This is a genomic window from Neobacillus sp. OS1-32, assembly GCF_030915425.1.
Taxonomy (GTDB): Bacteria; Bacillota; Bacilli; order Bacillales; family Cytobacillaceae; genus Neobacillus; species Neobacillus paridis.
On sequence record NZ_CP133263.1, the window covers coordinates 150,352 to 166,529 of the forward strand.

Annotated in this window: 15 protein-coding genes, 1 pseudogene and 1 other annotated feature; of the genes and pseudogenes, 9 read left to right on the forward strand and 7 right to left on the reverse strand. The window is 41.4% G+C overall.

The window, feature by feature from the left end:
* Positions 1-59: 59 nt before the first annotated feature.
* Positions 60-1,058, reverse strand: coding sequence for an inorganic phosphate transporter (locus tag RCG24_RS00830; protein WP_202652194.1), 999 nt, complete (start codon positions 1,056-1,058; stop codon positions 60-62).
* Between the two features lie 16 nt (positions 1,059-1,074).
* Complete coding sequence (locus tag RCG24_RS00835; RefSeq protein WP_308078064.1) at positions 1,075-1,692, reverse strand: DUF47 domain-containing protein; 618 nt, start codon at positions 1,690-1,692, stop codon at positions 1,075-1,077.
* A 195-nt stretch (positions 1,693-1,887) separates the two neighbouring features.
* Here RCG24_RS00835 and RCG24_RS00840 point away from each other — a divergent pair, with 195 nt between their 5' ends.
* Positions 1,888-2,016, forward strand: coding sequence for a hypothetical protein (locus tag RCG24_RS00840; protein ID WP_308078065.1), 129 nt, complete (start codon positions 1,888-1,890; stop codon positions 2,014-2,016).
* A 180-nt stretch (positions 2,017-2,196) separates the two neighbouring features.
* Here RCG24_RS00840 and RCG24_RS00845 read toward each other — a convergent pair whose 3' ends face one another.
* Positions 2,197-2,937: a type II toxin-antitoxin system prevent-host-death family antitoxin gene (locus tag RCG24_RS00845; RefSeq protein ID WP_308078066.1), complete on the reverse strand. Its 741-nt coding sequence runs from the start codon at positions 2,935-2,937 to the stop codon at positions 2,197-2,199.
* 199 nt (positions 2,938-3,136) lie between these two features.
* On the opposite strand from RCG24_RS00845, the gene RCG24_RS00850 reads away from it, so the two are divergent.
* Entirely contained in the window at positions 3,137-4,222 is a 1,086-nt protein-coding gene (locus tag RCG24_RS00850) for a M42 family metallopeptidase (RefSeq protein WP_308078067.1), read from the forward strand.
* Positions 4,223-4,500: 278 nt separating this feature from the next.
* Here the strand turns inward: RCG24_RS00850 and RCG24_RS00855 are convergent, their stop codons facing one another.
* Positions 4,501-5,616, reverse strand: a complete 1,116-nt coding sequence (locus RCG24_RS00855; protein WP_308077077.1) for an IS4 family transposase — start codon at positions 5,614-5,616, stop codon at positions 4,501-4,503.
* Positions 5,617-5,812: 196 nt separating this feature from the next.
* Positions 5,813-6,022, reverse strand: a complete 210-nt coding sequence (gene sspI / locus RCG24_RS00860; protein ID WP_308078068.1) for a small acid-soluble spore protein SspI — start codon at positions 6,020-6,022, stop codon at positions 5,813-5,815.
* 116 nt (positions 6,023-6,138) lie between these two features.
* On the opposite strand from sspI, the gene RCG24_RS00865 reads away from it, so the two are divergent.
* From RCG24_RS00865 to RCG24_RS00880, 4 genes and pseudogenes are all read left to right on the forward strand, one after another.
* The gene (locus tag RCG24_RS00865) at positions 6,139-6,891 is read left to right on the forward strand and encodes a TrmH family RNA methyltransferase (protein WP_308078069.1); all 753 of its coding nucleotides are present in this window, start codon (positions 6,139-6,141) and stop codon (positions 6,889-6,891) included.
* Between the two features lie 60 nt (positions 6,892-6,951).
* Positions 6,952-7,194, forward strand: a binding site (T-box leader).
* A gap of 160 nt (positions 7,195-7,354) precedes the next feature.
* Entirely contained in the window at positions 7,355-8,392 is a 1,038-nt protein-coding gene (gene pheS / locus RCG24_RS00870) for a phenylalanine--tRNA ligase subunit alpha (RefSeq protein WP_308078070.1), read from the forward strand.
* A gap of 12 nt (positions 8,393-8,404) precedes the next feature.
* Positions 8,405-10,820: pseudogene (pheT, locus tag RCG24_RS00875) on the forward strand (phenylalanine--tRNA ligase subunit beta).
* Between the two features lie 226 nt (positions 10,821-11,046).
* Entirely contained in the window at positions 11,047-12,021 is a 975-nt protein-coding gene (locus tag RCG24_RS00880; RefSeq protein WP_308078071.1) for a nuclease-related domain-containing protein, read from the forward strand.
* 177 nt (positions 12,022-12,198) lie between these two features.
* On the opposite strand, the gene RCG24_RS00885 is transcribed toward RCG24_RS00880, so the two are convergent.
* Entirely contained in the window at positions 12,199-12,492 is a 294-nt protein-coding gene (locus tag RCG24_RS00885) for a 4a-hydroxytetrahydrobiopterin dehydratase (protein WP_308078072.1), read from the reverse strand.
* Positions 12,493-12,507: 15 nt separating this feature from the next.
* Positions 12,508-13,464 carry a ribonuclease HIII gene (gene rnhC / locus RCG24_RS00890; protein ID WP_308078073.1) on the reverse strand — a complete coding sequence of 319 codons (957 nt, stop codon included), beginning with the start codon at positions 13,462-13,464 and terminating at the stop codon, positions 12,508-12,510.
* An 88-nt stretch (positions 13,465-13,552) separates the two neighbouring features.
* Here rnhC and zapA point away from each other — a divergent pair, with 88 nt between their 5' ends.
* The 3 genes from zapA to polX all read left to right on the forward strand — a co-directional run bounded on the left by zapA (position 13,553) and on the right by polX (position 16,156).
* Positions 13,553-13,813 (forward strand): cell division protein ZapA, encoded by a 261-nt coding sequence (gene zapA, locus RCG24_RS00895; RefSeq protein WP_308078074.1) that lies wholly within the window; start codon positions 13,553-13,555, stop codon positions 13,811-13,813.
* Between the two features lie 6 nt (positions 13,814-13,819).
* The gene (locus RCG24_RS00900; protein ID WP_308078075.1) at positions 13,820-14,362 is read left to right on the forward strand and encodes a CvpA family protein; all 543 of its coding nucleotides are present in this window, start codon (positions 13,820-13,822) and stop codon (positions 14,360-14,362) included.
* A gap of 75 nt (positions 14,363-14,437) precedes the next feature.
* Positions 14,438-16,156, forward strand: a complete 1,719-nt coding sequence (polX, locus tag RCG24_RS00905) for a DNA polymerase/3'-5' exonuclease PolX (RefSeq protein WP_308078076.1) — start codon at positions 14,438-14,440, stop codon at positions 16,154-16,156.
* Positions 16,157-16,178: the final 22 nt, after the last annotated feature.

The window sequence follows — 16,178 nt, forward strand, 5'->3', positions numbered from 1 at the left end:
CTCGCAATTCATTTTAAAAAAGCCCTCCCCGAAAATATACGGGGGAGGGTTTCTCTGTCTCAAAAGAATAAATCGAGAATGAAATAGCATATTGCTGCAAGAGTAGCGGAAATAGGCAAGGTAATGACCCAAGTAATGAGCATCCTTTGCGCCGTGCCCCACTTGACTCCTTTCAGACGATGAGAAGCACCAACTCCTAGAATGGATGAAGAAATCACATGTGTTGTGCTGACAGGCATGTGAAGAAACGTTGCGCCAAAGATTACGGCAGCTCCCGTCAAATCAGCTGCGACCCCGGAGACAGGGCGGATTTTCATGATTTTGCCGCCGACGGTTTTAATAATTTTCCAACCACCCAAGGCGGTTCCCAATGCCATTGAAAGAGCACAAATAAATTGCACCCAGAACTGAATATCATTGGAACTTTGATAATTATTGACGATCAAGGCCATTGTAATAATTCCCATGGCCTTTTGCGCGTCGTTAGTTCCGTGAGAGTATGACTGTAAAGCAGCGGTGGCAATCTGGATGTGCCTAAATCGTTTGTTGGTTTTCGGCAAATTACTATTTTTGAAGACCAATTTAATAATACTATAGACGATATACCCTACTCCGAATGCTAGAAGCGGGGATAAAAGGAGTGCCTTTATAATGGCAATAAAACCACTATAATTTAATGTGTTGAACCCTGCAGCGGCAATAGCAGCACCGGCAATGGCCCCAATTAACGCATGGGATGAACTGCTTGGAATCCCATAGTACCAAGTGACTAAATTCCAGATGATCGCAGCCGCTAACGCTGCAAGGATCACGGTCGATCCGTTTTCAAGAGTAAAAGGATTGACAATATCCTTCGTAATGGTTTTTGCCACCCCTGTAAATGTCATTGCACCGACAAAGTTCATCACGGAAGCCAATATAATCGCACGTCTTGGGCTGAGTGCTTTTGTCGAAACGGATGTCGCAATCGCATTTGCCGTATCATGAAACCCATTAATAAAATCAAATACGACCGCAAAAACAACAATTAAAATTGTAAGGATAAGGATTGTATTCATGCTAGTTGGTTACTCCTTATGCATTTTTCATAATAATTGCTTCAAATATGTTAGCGACATTCTGACAGTAGTCAGCTACTGTTTCAAGCTCTTCATAAATTTCCTTATATTGAATAATTCGAATGGGGTCCTTTTCGGTATGGAATAAATGTTTAATAGAAATCCGCAGAATCAGATCACATTTAGATTCATAGTCTTTCACTTTTATCATATGCTCTCTAATTTGTATCAGCTTCTTATTCGATAATAAATCGATAGCTTTCTCGATTTCTTCAACACATTTTTGGATGGCATCAACAAACTGGAGCATATATTCATTAGCCGATGTGATGGAATACATATCAAATAATGCAGCAGTACGTTCTAAGCCATCGAGAATATCATCCATATTCATTGCTAGTGCTAGTATATCCTCACGCTCAATCGGCGTTATAAACACATTATTCAGATCCTGAATAACTTGATGGACAAGAGAGTCGCCTTTTTTCTCATAGTCTTTCATTTTTTCAGAAAAAATAGCTAAGTCTTCTGTATTCCTTAACTTATAATCAGAAAAATAATTCGTACTCTCTGTCAAGTTCGCAGATATATTAGCTAAATGAAGAAAAAATTGATCCTTTTCTCTCTTAAACATCTACCTGATCTCACCTCGTAAATTATTTATCAAGCTCTACAAATTTTAGCTTATTTTGTAGAAAGATAATAGGAGTTTAATGAATAATTTACATAAACTTTACAATCATGGATTGATTTGACTTACATATAATGGAGAGATTATTTCAAGTGATTCGTTATAGGAAATAAAACTATTTATTTTATCCAGCGCCATTTGAAATGGTCCCGGACAATATGGAAGGTTGTTGTTGAGGCAGAAGGCACTGGCTGGGGCTTCCATGAAAGTTTGGCCGATTCCTATTATTCAATTGAATGGATCCATGAAGATGGAGAGGACGAATAAGTATTAAAATGGAAAATTCTCTTAAAAAATAATAGTTTGTTTGTACGAAAAAAGTGCGGCTCACATTAGTAGGCCGCACTTTTTCGTGACAATATCATGCTGAAAAATCAACATTCTTGGGTATTTCTATTTTTAATTTTCGGACAGCCCCTTTAATTAGCAAAATAGAACTATATAATTTTAGACTCTAAATATCCTGCTGATTTCTGCGCTAAGTCCTTCAAAAATGAATGATTGTGCCGCCTCGTCATTTTTAAAAGTGGTGCTATTACTTATATTATTGTCCTCAAAAAGATAAACAGTGACTTCCTTGTTGTCCGGATTCACAATCCAGTACTCGTTCACCCCGCAGGACATATAGAGATCAAGCTTTTTAATCAGGTCCTTTCTTCTCGTACTCTTTGAAAGTACTTCTGCGACTAGTGACGGGACCCCTTTATAATAATCCTCCTCGTTTAAATTTTCCTCCAGGTCGCAAATAATCATGATATCAGGCTGAACGATATTAATATTTTCGGGTGTTCTTCTTAGCTCAATATCGTAGGGTGCAACCATTGGAGTACATTTTGATCCTTGGAAAAAGGTGTAAAAAATTACAAGTAACTCAGTAATAGCTATTTGATGAGCAGTCCTTGGCGAAGCGAGTAAATAGATTTCCCCATCAATATACTCGTATCTTTCGTCAGAGTTCTGTTGTAATTCGAGAAACTCTTCATAAGTCGCTTTTTTTCCATAAAAGCTATATTCTGGTGCATTTTCATGTACTTGATCTGGTTGGGCATTATCCTTCAATCGTTTTTCTTTGATTGCTGTTAGTTTGGCGATTTCTGTGCCGTTTCGTGTAATAATAATATCCTCTTGTGCCGCAAGCATTAAATACTTTCCAAAATTATTCTGCAATTCAGTGGAGTTAATGATCATATTATAGCACCTCCAATATTAGTTAAAATAGCTAACTTAGCTATTTTTATCATACCGAATTATTTGTTTTTTTGGAATGGAAAGACATATTTTGAAATAAATTATCAGGGGAACCAACACTATTAGCGAAAAATTTGTAATATTAATATTTTCTTCGCTATAATTATTAACGATACATACATATAAGGGAGGCTAAAGAATGGCAAAGTTCGATGAAACATTGACGATGCTGAAGGATTTAACCGATGCCAGGGGCATTCCCGGCAACGAGCGTGAAGTCCGCGAAGTAATGAAAAAGTACATAGAGCCATTTGCGGATGAGATCACAACTGATGGACTTGGCAGCTTAATTGCAAAAAAGGTTGGAAAAGAAGATGGGCCTAGAATTATGATAGCCGGCCACCTGGATGAAGTCGGCTTTATGGTTACGCAAATCGATGATAAGGGCTTTCTGCGCTTTCAACCGGTTGGCGGCTGGTGGGGGCAGGTCATGCTGGCTCAGCGCGTTACAATTGTCACGAAAAAAGGTGATGTGACCGGCATTATTGGTTCCAAACCGCCGCATGTGTTATCTCAAGAGCAGCGTAAGAAACCGGTGGAAATTAAAGATATGTTCATTGATATCGGGGCATCGAGCCGGGAAGAAGCTGAAGAATGGGGCGTACGTCCGGGAGATATGGTTGTGCCATACTTCGAATTTACCGTCATGAACAATGAGAAAATGCTGCTGGCTAAAGCCTGGGATAATCGCATTGGCTGCGCGATAGCCATTGATGTGTTAAAACAATTGAAAGGTGTCGAGCATCCAAACGTTGTGTACGGTGTCGGTGCCGTTCAAGAAGAGGTCGGCCTCCGAGGTGCAAAAACAGCTACTTACAAAATCAAGCCGGACATCGGCTTTGCTGTTGATGTTGGCATCGCCGGCGACACTCCGGGAATCACCAAAAAAGAAGCAATGAGTAAAATCGGCAAAGGCCCGCAAATTGTGGTATATGATGCCTCAATGGTCAGCCATAAAGGTTTACGGGATTTTGTTACAGATGTGGCCGATGAATTAAATATTCCCTATCAATTTGAATCCATGCCTGGCGGCGGAACCGATGCCGGTTCCATTCATTTAGTGCATAACGGCGTGCCGGCACTGGCAATCACTATTGCCACTCGCTATATTCATTCACATGCCGCGATGCTCCACCGCGATGACTTTGACAATGCCGTGAAGTTGGTTGTGGAAGTGATTAAACGTCTTGACCGTGAGACGGTTGATAAAATTATTTATGAATAAAATTTTGAATCCTCGGTACTGGGTATCGGGGGTTTTTTGTGAATATTTTTGGAAGGAAAGTCTACTCGTCCAAACCATCTTGGAATTTGTCCAAGGTTACTTAAAAAATGTCAATACCTATCACTAGTGTTGCATAAAAAGTATCGGAATTTTCAGTTAAAATATTTCACCTTTTTAGGGCCAAAAAGATAAATACCCATTTAAAGGTGGCTCTGTCCATTTGGAAATTTATTTACAGTTAAACCTGAAGACCTGTGGGACGACAACAAATTTGCTTATTAAGGAACAGCTTTTCCTTCAATCTTTCGAAGCCAAATATGCGCCGGTTTCCATAGTGCAGCCCTTAAATATCGGCTAATTTGTAGGATTTTTCGACTACTTTTTAATTCAATTTGCGCTAGAACATGTAGGCAAAAAACAATGAGTGCAATGAACACTTGATTCTGAATCGCCCATTCGCTTTGACCGTAAAACTTTTTTATGCTGAGGTGCTGTTTGATCCATTTGAAAAATAATTCAATGGCCCAGCGTGATTTGTACATCTCTGAAATTTCATCAGCTTCCAAATCGAAACGGTTGGTGATTAAATGGAGTTCATTTCCTTTTGAATCCAGAACTTTTATCAGTCGAAAATAATTTTCAGCACGATTTTGTGTGGTTCCAATCAACACCATTTGGTCCGATAAAACAGAAGAATTTTCCGGTAGTTTAAAGTTGTAAACTTCCCGTATAACAGCGTTCTTACGTAACCTTGAAAGAAAAAAGTAACCATCATCGGTCATGCGGTCAAAACGTTCGTAATCTAAGTAACCACGGTCGAACACATACATGCATTCTTTGTCATCTACCATGATTTCAAGCTGGCCACGATCATGTTCTTTTGCCGTAGTCATAACGGCTTTTTCCGGGTAAGAAGTGCCTTTTTCCATAAATACAAGCCGCAAATGCAGTTTTACTCCAGCCTTTGTTTTGCGGAATTTTGCCCATTTATGATTCGTCAAATTGAGTGGCAAGGTACTTGAATCGATGATTTTTAATGGCATCACAAGTTTTGTGTAATGTGTTTTGACATGAATTTGGGACACCAAATCAAGAAAAAGCCTTTGGAATAGATCAGGATTCATCCCATTTAAACGGCGTGACAGCTGAGAAATACTAATAGAATCAAGGTCAATTTCCTTTTGAAGCTGATCATCGAAAAGGTAATCTCCAAGCGCATGAAGGCTTTCCACTTCTTGTAGCTGCGCAAAAAGAAGTAATTTTAGGAACGACTCCGTCGTTAATTTCTTTGTATAGTAATCTAATTTCATCGTTTTCACCTGTTCCTCAAATAATTGAAGATTTATTGGTGAAAACCATTGTCCAAATGAAGTTTTTCGTGTAATCTTGTCCATGAGCTAGTCCTTTTATATTGGATTTGGACGGATTACCACCTGACCTATCCATTATAAAGGACTTTTTCTTTGCAGAGAATAATAAAATTGAACATTTCGAGTATTCCTAATAGTTAAATTAAATTAATGCAACACTAGTGAATACCTATATAAAATAAAAACTGCCGGTCCATGGATCGGCAGCCCTTTATAAATTTTATTGCTTTAACCCGTTTTCAAGGGTGCTGAGCATTTCCTTTTTCTCATCTTCAGAGGAATGTTGCCAGATGACCTCAAAAAGAACGCCAAGACCAGGCAGCATTTTTTCCTCACCACTTTGAATGGCATCAACAATGGTATCTTCTAATTGTTCTTGCGTATTTCCGGAAACATTGTGAATAATGGCATTGCGTAAATTCAAGTTCAAAATCAATACACCCCTTCAGTAACATCATTTTCACTAATATGATTTTCTCTTTTTGGTTTTATTATGTATTTTCGTTATAATATTAAAATCAAAGGTAATTAAAGGGGAAAAAATCATTGAAGTACATTCAATCATTACAAAATCCACAAGTGAAGCAATGGAAAAAGCTATTAACCAAAAAAGAACGGGATCGCTCCGGTACCTTTTTAATCGAAGGCTTTCATTTAGTCGAGGAGGCCCTTAAAGAAGGGCTGGTATTAGAGGTGATTGTTTCTGAAAAAATTGGACTACCACCCCGCCTTGATATCGGTTCAGCGGCTGTTATAACGGTTACGGAGGAAATAGCTGATTCACTGTCAGATACAGAGACACCGCAGGGCATCTATGCTGTTTGCCGCCAGCCAAAAATAAATGAGGGTGTTTCAAATGCTAAAACTTATTTGCTAATTGATGCCGTCCAAGATCCGGGAAATCTTGGAACGATGATCCGTACCGCCGATGCTGCGGGAATGGATGCTGTTATTGTCGGCCGCGGCAGTGTGGATGTATACAATTCAAAAGTGTTACGGTCGGCTCAGGGCAGCCACTTTCACCTTCCGATTATTAGAGGAGATTTAGGAACATGGATTGACAGGCTGCAGAAAAAAAATATTCCTGTTTACGGAACAGCACTTGAAGGGGCGGCAACATATACGGATATTCCAGCTGGTGAAACATTTGCCTTAATCGTTGGTAATGAGGGCAGCGGGGTGAACAAAGACCTGCTTTCTACGACAACGGCAAACCTTTATATTCCGATTTATGGCAAGAGTGAATCATTGAATGTCGCTGTTGCTACAGGAATTCTGTTATATTATTTGAAAAAATAGGCGAAACTTGTTTGAAACGCTTGAAAAATTAGTATATAATAATGAACAATGTTAATGAAAATAAAGACGATGACGGAGAAAAGTATTATACTTGTTTGACCATCCAGGGAGAGAGTGCCGTGACTGGAAGCATTCTTATGGAAAAGGTATAAGAAGTTCACCTCCTGAGTTGGCATCGGGACCATTTCGATCATGAAATGTAAAGATGCATCGGCGAAAAGCCGTTATCCCAATCAAGTGAACACCAGTGTCTGACATAGGTGTTTATAAGGGTGGTACCGCGACAATAACCTCGTCCCTTTTTGGGATGGGGTTTTTTTATTTTCTGAATTGTCCAGCTACAGCGCCTGAAGACTAAGGAAATCTTCTTAGAATAATTATCGCAGGAACAAGCTGTGCTTGTTCCGAAGGCGCTTCCGCTTTTCGCGGTGCCTGACACCAAAATATAAGGAGGAAAAGGATCATGCAAGAGCGTTTAAAAGAGCTGCAGGCAGAAGCGATTGAAAAGGTTGAACAGGCTTCGAGCTTAAAGGAATTGAATGACATCCGCGTTGCTTATTTAGGAAAAAAAGGTCCGATTACCGAGGTCCTTCGAGGTATGGGAAAACTTTCTGCAGAGGAGCGTCCAGTTATCGGGGCTTTTGCCAACGAAGTCCGGGCAGCTATTTCTGCAAAAATTGAAGAGAAACAAGCCGAGCTGGAGGAAGCAGCGGTGCAAGCCAAATTGGCATCAGAAACCATCGATGTTACTTTACCAGGGCGCCCGGTTAAGCTAGGCAACCATCACCCGTTAACCAAAATTATCGAAGAAATCGAAGACTTATTTATCGGTATGGGTTATGAGGTAGCGGAAGGGCCGGAGGTAGAACAGGACTACTATAATTTCGAGGCCCTGAACCTGCCGAAAGGACACCCGGCACGAGACATGCAGGATTCCTTCTATATTACAGAAGACATTTTATTACGGACGCATACATCACCAGTACAAGCCCGGACAATGGAAAAGCACGAAGGGAAAGGTTCTATCAAAATTATTTGCCCTGGTAAAGTGTACCGCCGCGACAATGATGATGCGACACACTCTCACCAATTCATGCAGATTGAAGGTCTCGTTGTTGGTGAAAACATCCGTATGAGTGACCTGAAAGGAACACTAGAAGTGTTTGCTAAGAAAATCTTCGGTGAAGACCGGGAAATCAGACTGCGTCCAAGCTTTTTCCCATTTACAGAGCCATCCGTAGAAATGGATATTTCATGTAAAATTTGTGGCGGCCATGGCTGCAGCGTTTGCAAGCATACCGGCTGGATTGAAATTCTCGGTGCCGGCATGGTTCATCCAAATGTACTTGAAATGGCCGGCTATGATTCGAGAGTATTCAATGGATTTGCCTTTGGCATGGGCCCGGAACGGATTGCCATGCTGAAATATGGCGTTGATGATATCCGTCATTTCTATACCAATGATGTTCGATTCTTAAAACAGTTTGCAGTTGAAGAGTAGGAGGTTTAGGATATGTTGGTTTCATATAAATGGCTCCAAGACTATGTTGATTTATCGGGAATCACAGCGAAGGAGCTTGCTGAAAAAATCACCAAAAGCGGGATTGAAGTCGAAGGAGTAGAGGTTCTAAATGAAGGTATTAAAGGGGTTGTTGTCGGCTATGTGCTTGAGCGCGAGCAGCACCCAAATGCCGATAAATTAAACAAATGCTTGGTTGATATTGGCGCCGGCGAACCGGTGCAAATTATTTGCGGCGCCCCGAATGTTGATAAAGGACAAAAGGTTGCAGTTGCCACGGTTGGGGCAAAATTGCCGGGCGGTGTGAAAATTAAACGAGCCAAGCTTCGCGGCGAAGTATCAAACGGGATGATTTGCTCGCTTCAAGAGTTGGGCATGGAGGGAAAAATTGTTCCGAAAGAATATGCAGAAGGAATTTTTGTTTTTCCACAAGACGCGGAAGTTGGCACTGACGCGATTGCTCTATTGAATCGAAACGACGAGATCCTTGAGCTCAGTCTAACGCCAAACAGAGCGGACTGCTTAAGTATGCTTGGAGTTGCCTATGAAGTGGCAGCAATTTTAGGAAGAGAAGTAAAACTTCCGGAAACGAAACTTGAACCTGTAGCTGAAAAGGCATCTGATTACGTCAAGGTTGTCGTTGAAGCACCGGAAGATAACCCATTGTATGTGGCGAAAATAATTAAAAATGTCAAAATCGGTCCATCCCCACTTTGGATGCAAACCCGTTTAATGAATGCCGGAATCCGTCCGCACAACAATGTAGTCGACATTACCAACTATATCTTGCTGGAATACGGCCAGCCGCTCCACGCTTTTGACTACGACCGTTTTGGATCCAAAGAAATTCTCGTCCGCCGCGCGAAGGAAGGGGAAAAGTTTACAACGCTGGATGATGTGGAACGGAGCTTAACAGCCGATCATTCTTGTAATTACGAATGGAACCGAGCCTGTCGCCCTTGCCGGGGTAATGGGAGGTGCTAATTCAGAAGTTACATCCGATACTACCACTGTTTTGCTGGAAGCGGCCCTTTTTAACGGTCTTACAGTTCGTAAAGCATCAAAAGATCATGGATTGCGCAGTGAAGCAAGTGCCCGCTTCGAAAAAGGCGTTGATCCTAACCGGGTCCGCGCAGCCGGTGACCGGGCAGCTTACCTTATGGCGAAATATGCTGGCGGTGAAGTATTGACAGGGGCAGCTGAGGTAGATACATTAACGATTGAACCGGCGGTTATTCCAATTACGCTTGAAAAAATCAATCGAGTCCTCGGTACAGATCTCGACATGAACCAAGTAAAAGAAATATTTGCCCGCCTGCAATTTGAGGCTTCTGTTGATGGCGATACCATTACCGTTACAGCTCCAACGCGCCGCGGTGATATTAAAATTGAAGAAGACCTGATTGAGGAAGTGGCTCGTCTCTATGGCTATGACAATATTCCCAAAACATTGCCGGTTGGTTCTTCCACGCCAGGAAAATTAACAGCCTATCAAAAGAAACGCCGCGTTGTCCGACAATATCTGGAGGGGGCAGGACTTTATCAGGCTGTTACCTACTCCTTAACAAGCGAGGAAAAAGCGGCTCAATATGCTCTCGAAAAACGCGAGGCGATTCATTTAGCGATGCCGATGAGTGAAGACCGCAGCGTGCTTCGGTTAAGCATATTGCCTCAGCTATTAGAGGTTGTAAAATATAATAGCGCCCGACAAAATGATAGCTTAGCGGTCTATGAAACAGGCAACGTCTTTTTAGCAAATGGTACTGACGCGCTTCCGGAGGAAAGAGAACATTTAGCAGCCGCCATTACCGGCTTGTGGACAAATCATTCATGGCAGGGAGAGAAAAAGCCTGTAGATTTCTTCGTGTTAAAGGGGATTTTGGAAGGGCTGTTTGCCAAGCTTGGGTTAACGGATAAGGTGGAATATGTACAAGCGCAGGTAGACGGTCTGCACCCGGGACGGACGGCCGAAATCCTATTGAACAGTAAACGAATCGGCTTTGTCGGTCAGGTACACCCAAGTGTCCAAAAAGATCTGGACCTCAAAGACACGTACGTCTTCGAGCTGTCATTAAAAGCGGTGCTGGAAGAGGAGACAGACGACTTACAATATGTTCCGATTCCGCGCTTCCCATCAATTACAAGGGATATTGCCCTCGTGGCAAACAAAGAGACAGTGTCAGACACCTTAAAGGAGATCATTCTTGAGGCCGGGGCTCCGCTCTTGAAGGAAGCAAACGTCTTTGACTTATACGAAGGCGATAAAATGGAGGAAGGCAAGAAATCGATTGCTTTCTCCTTAAAATACGCTGACCCGGAACGGACCCTGACGGATGAAGAGGTCACGAAGGTTCATGAACAAGTACTGGCCGCTTTGAAAGAGCAAGCAGGCGCCGTCTTACGGGGATAAATTATGGAAAAAGCTAGCTTAAGGGCTAGCTTTTTTCGTTATTATTTTCGATTCGCTAATAAAAGCAATTGATTCGCTAATAAAATATATGAATTCGCTAATATCCCCCGAAAATTCGCTAATATAATTTTTAAAAATAAATTATTAGCAAATTTCGTCAAAAATCAGCAGGATTTTCTCCTTGCATCCGAGAAATTAATAAGCAATGTTGAAAGGAGTGATCGTTTTGATCGTAAAAGCAAGGACAATTCCATTAAAACTTCTCATTTTAGCAGCGATTTTGCGGCGGCTGCCGCCAAACCACGAAAAATACCAGGCCATTTTTGAAGAATTCAAGCGAAGAGAAGCGGGATACCAGGGAGAGGTCTCCGTCGATTACTACTATCGATTCCTGCCACAGCAAAAATACCGTATTCTTCATGACTTAAACCTCCCAGACGGTGATTATAACTGTCAAATTGACACCCTTCTCGCGACTCCCGAATTTATCCAAATTATAGACGTAAAGAATATGAGCGGAAAATTAATTTTTGATACCGAAAACCAGCAGTTTATTCAAATCACTAACGACAAGGAGAAGGGGTATCCTGATCCAATCGCGCAGGCTTGGAGGCATAAAGAATATTTAAGAAAGTGGCTTATTGCTAATGGTTTTCCTCCGGTACCGATTGATTACATAGTAGTGATCAGCAACCCGTATGCTACATATGTAATATCAGGTCCCAGCACCCGCAAGATTAATCCCCGTATATGCAAAGCCGATGCGTTTATAGGAAAAATGCAAGTTCTTGAAAAAATGTATCCCGAGCCAATCCTTAGTGAAAAAGAACTTCGAAAGCTTTGCCGACTCCTGATTAAAATGAATACCCCGCCGACAAACTTTCTTCTATCTAGATATGGGATTTACCGATCCGAATTACTTCCCGGCGTTCACTGCCCCATTTGCTACTATCTTCCAATGATTCGAAAAAAACAGAAATGGTATTGCCCACACTGTCATCATTTTTCGACCACTGCCCATTTGGAAGCTTTAATGGACTATTTTCTATTGTATGATATGAAAATTACCAATAAGCAGTTTCGGGAGTTTGCTCATGTTAATTCCATCCATACAGCAAAAAGATTATTGACATCAGATAAAATAAAATTTTCAGGAACAAATAAAGGACGGGTGTACTTTCCGGTAACTTTTCCATGGTAAAATTCAATTCGCTAATAAATAGGTCCAATTCGCTAATATAACAATATAATTCGCTAATAAAACTGCTAGAATCGCTAATAAACACAAAAAATTCGCTAATAAAACTTTTAGATGTTATTTCCTGGTCAAATAATATTAAAAAACGGCCCCGTCATTAAATCGATGGGGCCGTTTTTCTTACATCTTATATTTTTCATAGATTTCATCATATTTTTTTGCCAAGGCTACGTTTAAATCTGTCAGCCCGCCTGCGTGCCAGGAAGTAAGCTTCAAAGTCACCAATTTATAATCAATAGCCATGAAAGGATGATGATTCTGGTCTTCCGAAAGCTGGGCAATTTCGTTTACAAACTCAATACCCTTTAAAAATTCCCGAAAACGATATTTTTTTACCACGAATTTTCCATCGAGCTTCCAACCGATTAAACTATCAATGGACTTTTCAATTTCTGCGTCAGTTAATCTCCGCAATCCCAACCTCTCCTCCTAGTTTCTCTTTTTCCGTACAAGCGCCATTGCCTTTTCTGTATTGGCAAAATGAAGTTTTACGAATGAACCGAGTTGATCGCGCCCCTTTTGCAAAATCAGCTTCGCTGCTGCTTCATCAACAAGTGGACCGGCGCCTTTTGGAATGGGGAAGCCGGCCGATTCACTCAGCTTATCCATATATTGAATGAAAGCGTAGCGAGCGAGGATGCTGGCAGCGGCAACGGCGAGATGGATGCCCTCCGCCTTGGTACTAAAGTACACCTTCTCGCGGGCGATGGATTTTTGTCCTTTTAAATGCTGAAAATAAGTGCCTGGCTGGACGAATTGATCGATCAAAATCGCCTCCGGCTTTTCCGGAGCTATTTTCTCCATTACTTTTAGAATCGCTTGATTATGAAGCAATGCTTTCATTTTTCCCTGCGACATCCCGGTCTGCTGGATCTGATTATATTTATCATTTTTCAAGGTCATCAGGCTAAATGGGATGATCTCTTTAATTACTTTGGCTATTTCGATGATTTTCTCATCAGTTAAATCCTTGGAATCGCGTACGCCCAATTCCTTTAATAACGGAATTTGTTCCTTCTTTACATAGGCGGCAACAACCGTAATTGGACCGAAAAAGTCCCCCGTTCCCACCTCATCGGAACCGATCACGGACATCCGGCTTATTTGTGCGGGTAGATCGCCTTTAGCGATAGACTTTGTCTTGACAGCTGCTGACTTTTCGATTGCAGCATCTCCCGATTCGGTTTTCTGCCATTTTTCCGCTTCTGTTTCATAATCATTTCCTTGAAATAGGACTTTGCCTGATTGATAGGCAGTGATGGTGCAGCCCGGCATTTTGGCAGCAAACACACTTCCCGGCGGATTTTTGTCTAGCAATTGTTTTTCATAATATGTTTTCATTTCATGAATCGTATCTTTTCCACAAATTAAAACAACTTGTCCCATAATGAAACACCACATTTCTTTTAACTTTTCCTTTTATTTGTGTTCGTGTTATGATAAAGTGTAGGATTCTTGATTGGAGGCATTTACGTTGTCAAATACACAAAAAAATCGAATAACTGTTGATATTTTTGGTACCCAATATGTCATTCTAGGAACAGAAAGTAAAGACCATATCCGACATGTCGCATCATTAGTTGACAAAAAAATGCGTGAAATCAGTTCGAAGAATCCCGGATTAGATGTTAGTAAACTCGCTGTTTTGACAGCTGTTAATGCAGTCAATGATTATCTGATCATAAAAGACGAATTGGAACAGCGGAAAACAGAACAACAAAATGAGAAGGAATAATAACATATGTTAGACTTGGCTATTATCATTTTTCTGTTTATCGGTTTTCTTATTGGCTTGAAGAGGGGCTTTATTTTGCAGCTTGTCCATCTTACAAGTTTTATTATCGCATATGTTGTCGCCTATTTATACTATGAAGAATTAGCACCAAAGCTTATTCTTTGGATCCCATACCCGACTTGGGGGGATAATCCGACATTAAAAATATTAACGGACTCTAGTAATATGGAATCTGCTTTTTACCGGGCAATTGCTTTTGTCATCATCTTTTTTGCAGTAAAAATTATTTTGCAAATTATCGGCTCGATGTTTGACTTTATCGCTCATTTACCGGTCTTAAAGCAGCTAAATGTCTGGGCAGGTGGAATACTAGGATTTTTAGAAGTCTATTTACTTATTTTTATTGTATTATACATTGCTGCCCTCATGCCAATTGAACATTTTCAAACGATATTAGATGACTCGTCATTGGCAAAAACGATCGTCCACTACACCCCAGTCCTATCTGAACAGCTCAAAGGCTGGTGGATTGAAAATACGGCTGCGTGAACTTCTCTATAGGCAGAGAAGTTTTTCTATTAACGGGCAAAATAAGATGGCGACGAAAATAGGCAGGTGATTGTATTGGGAGTAAATAAACAAGAAATTGTCCGTCATTTGGAAATGATTGCGGTTTATATGGAATTAAAAGGGGAGAATCCCTTTAAGGTTTCGGCTTTTCGTAAGGCCGCCAATGCCTTGGAAACCGATGATCGCAGCATCTCTGAAATCGACGATTTTACGGTCATATCCGGTATCGGTAAAGGGACTGCCACTGTCATTGAGGAATACATAAAAGATGGCTCCTCAACGCTTTTAAAGGCGCTTAAACAAGAGGTTCCTGCCGGGTTAATTCCCCTCTTGCAGCTGCCGGGTCTTGGCGGTAAAAAAATTGCTAAATTATATAAGGAATTAGGTGTTATAGATGTTAACAGTTTAAAGGAAGCCTGCCGGGAGGGCCGGGTTCAGTCGCTTGCCGGTTTTGGAAAAAAGACCGAGGAAAAAATTTTAGCAGCGATTGCCAACGTGGGATCGAGACCAGAACGGCTGCCGCTGGCCTACATGCTGCCGCTTGCCGGACAGATTGAAGCGATGCTGGCTGAAATTAAGGAAGTTAAACGGTTTTCAAGGGCTGGAAGTTTACGGCGAATGCGTGAAACAATCAAAGATTTGGATTTTATTATCGCGACAACTGAGCCAGAAGCTGTGCGTGAGCAATTATTAAAGCAGCCGGGCATAAAAGAAGTAATTGGGGCTGGTGATACTAAGGTTTCGATAGTGTTTACCCAAGACTACGATATATCGGTTGACTTTCGCTTAGTAAAGCCCGAAGAATTCATCACCACTCTGCATCATTTTACCGGCTCCAAGGATCATAATGTCCGTATGCGTCAGCTTGCCAAGGAGCGCGGCGAAAAAATCAGCGAATATGGTGTGGAAAACAACGAAACAGGTAAAATTCAAACGTTCAAATCGGAGGAAGAATTTTTCAACCATTTTGGTTTGCCTTATATTCCACCGGAAATTCGTGAAGATGGGAAAGAAGTGGATATCTTTTCAGCCAATCAAGGATTAATCGACTTATCGGACATAAAGGGTGACCTTCATATGCATACAACATGGAGTGATGGTGCCCATTCCATCGAGGAGATGGTCGAAGCGTGCCGGGCGCGTGGTTACCGCTACCTGGCGATAACCGATCATTCCCAATATTTAAAGGTTGCAAGCGGACTCACAACAGAGCGGCTCTTGAAGCAACATGAAGAAATTAAGAAACTCAATGAAAAATATGATGATATATTGATTCTATCAGGGGTGGAAATGGATATATTACCGGATGGCACCTTAGACTATGAGGATTGGGTCCTGGCCGAAATGGATTTTGTCATTGCCTCGATTCATTCCGCTTTTTCCCAATCGAAGGAAAAAATCATGGAGCGGTTAAAGACAGCGCTGGAAAATCCCCATGTTGATTTACTTGCCCATCCAACTGGAAGGAAAATTGGCCGGCGCGACGGCTATGAAGTGGACATTGATTTACTGATAGAACTGGCAAGAGTGACGAACACGGCTTTGGAGCTGAATGCTGATCCGAACAGGCTGGACCTGAAAGCGGAATATTTACGCAAAGCCCAGGAAGCCGGGGTGAAAATTCTTATTAATACCGATGCCCATAGGAAAGAAACCTTAAGCGATATGGAAATTGGCGTTGCTGCTGCCAAGAAGGGCTGGGTAAAAGCTTCAACGGTACTGAATGCACTTGAACCACATGATCTCCTTCATTTTTTGCATAATCGACATTGAACAATAAAGGAGGGATACCCTC

Excerpts from the sequence above, each read along its gene's own strand:
- RCG24_RS00830 (WP_202652194.1), bottom strand. The coding sequence starts at position 1,058 with ATGAATACAATCCTTATCCTTACAATTTTAATTGTTGTTTTTGCGGTC.
- RCG24_RS00835 (WP_308078064.1), bottom strand. The coding sequence starts at position 1,692 with ATGTTTAAGAGAGAAAAGGATCAATTTTTTCTTCATTTAGCTAATATA.
- RCG24_RS00845 (WP_308078066.1), bottom strand. The coding sequence starts at position 2,937 with ATGATCATTAACTCCACTGAATTGCAGAATAATTTTGGAAAGTATTTA.
- RCG24_RS00850 (WP_308078067.1), top strand. The coding sequence starts at position 3,137 with ATGGCAAAGTTCGATGAAACATTGACGATGCTGAAGGATTTAACCGAT.
- RCG24_RS00855 (WP_308077077.1), bottom strand. The coding sequence starts at position 5,616 with ATGGACAAGATTACACGAAAAACTTCATTTGGACAATGGTTTTCACCA.
- pheS (WP_308078070.1), top strand. The coding sequence starts at position 7,355 with ATGCAAGAGCGTTTAAAAGAGCTGCAGGCAGAAGCGATTGAAAAGGTT.
- rnhC (WP_308078073.1), bottom strand. The coding sequence starts at position 13,464 with ATGGGACAAGTTGTTTTAATTTGTGGAAAAGATACGATTCATGAAATG.
- RCG24_RS00900 (WP_308078075.1), top strand. The coding sequence starts at position 13,820 with ATGTTAGACTTGGCTATTATCATTTTTCTGTTTATCGGTTTTCTTATT.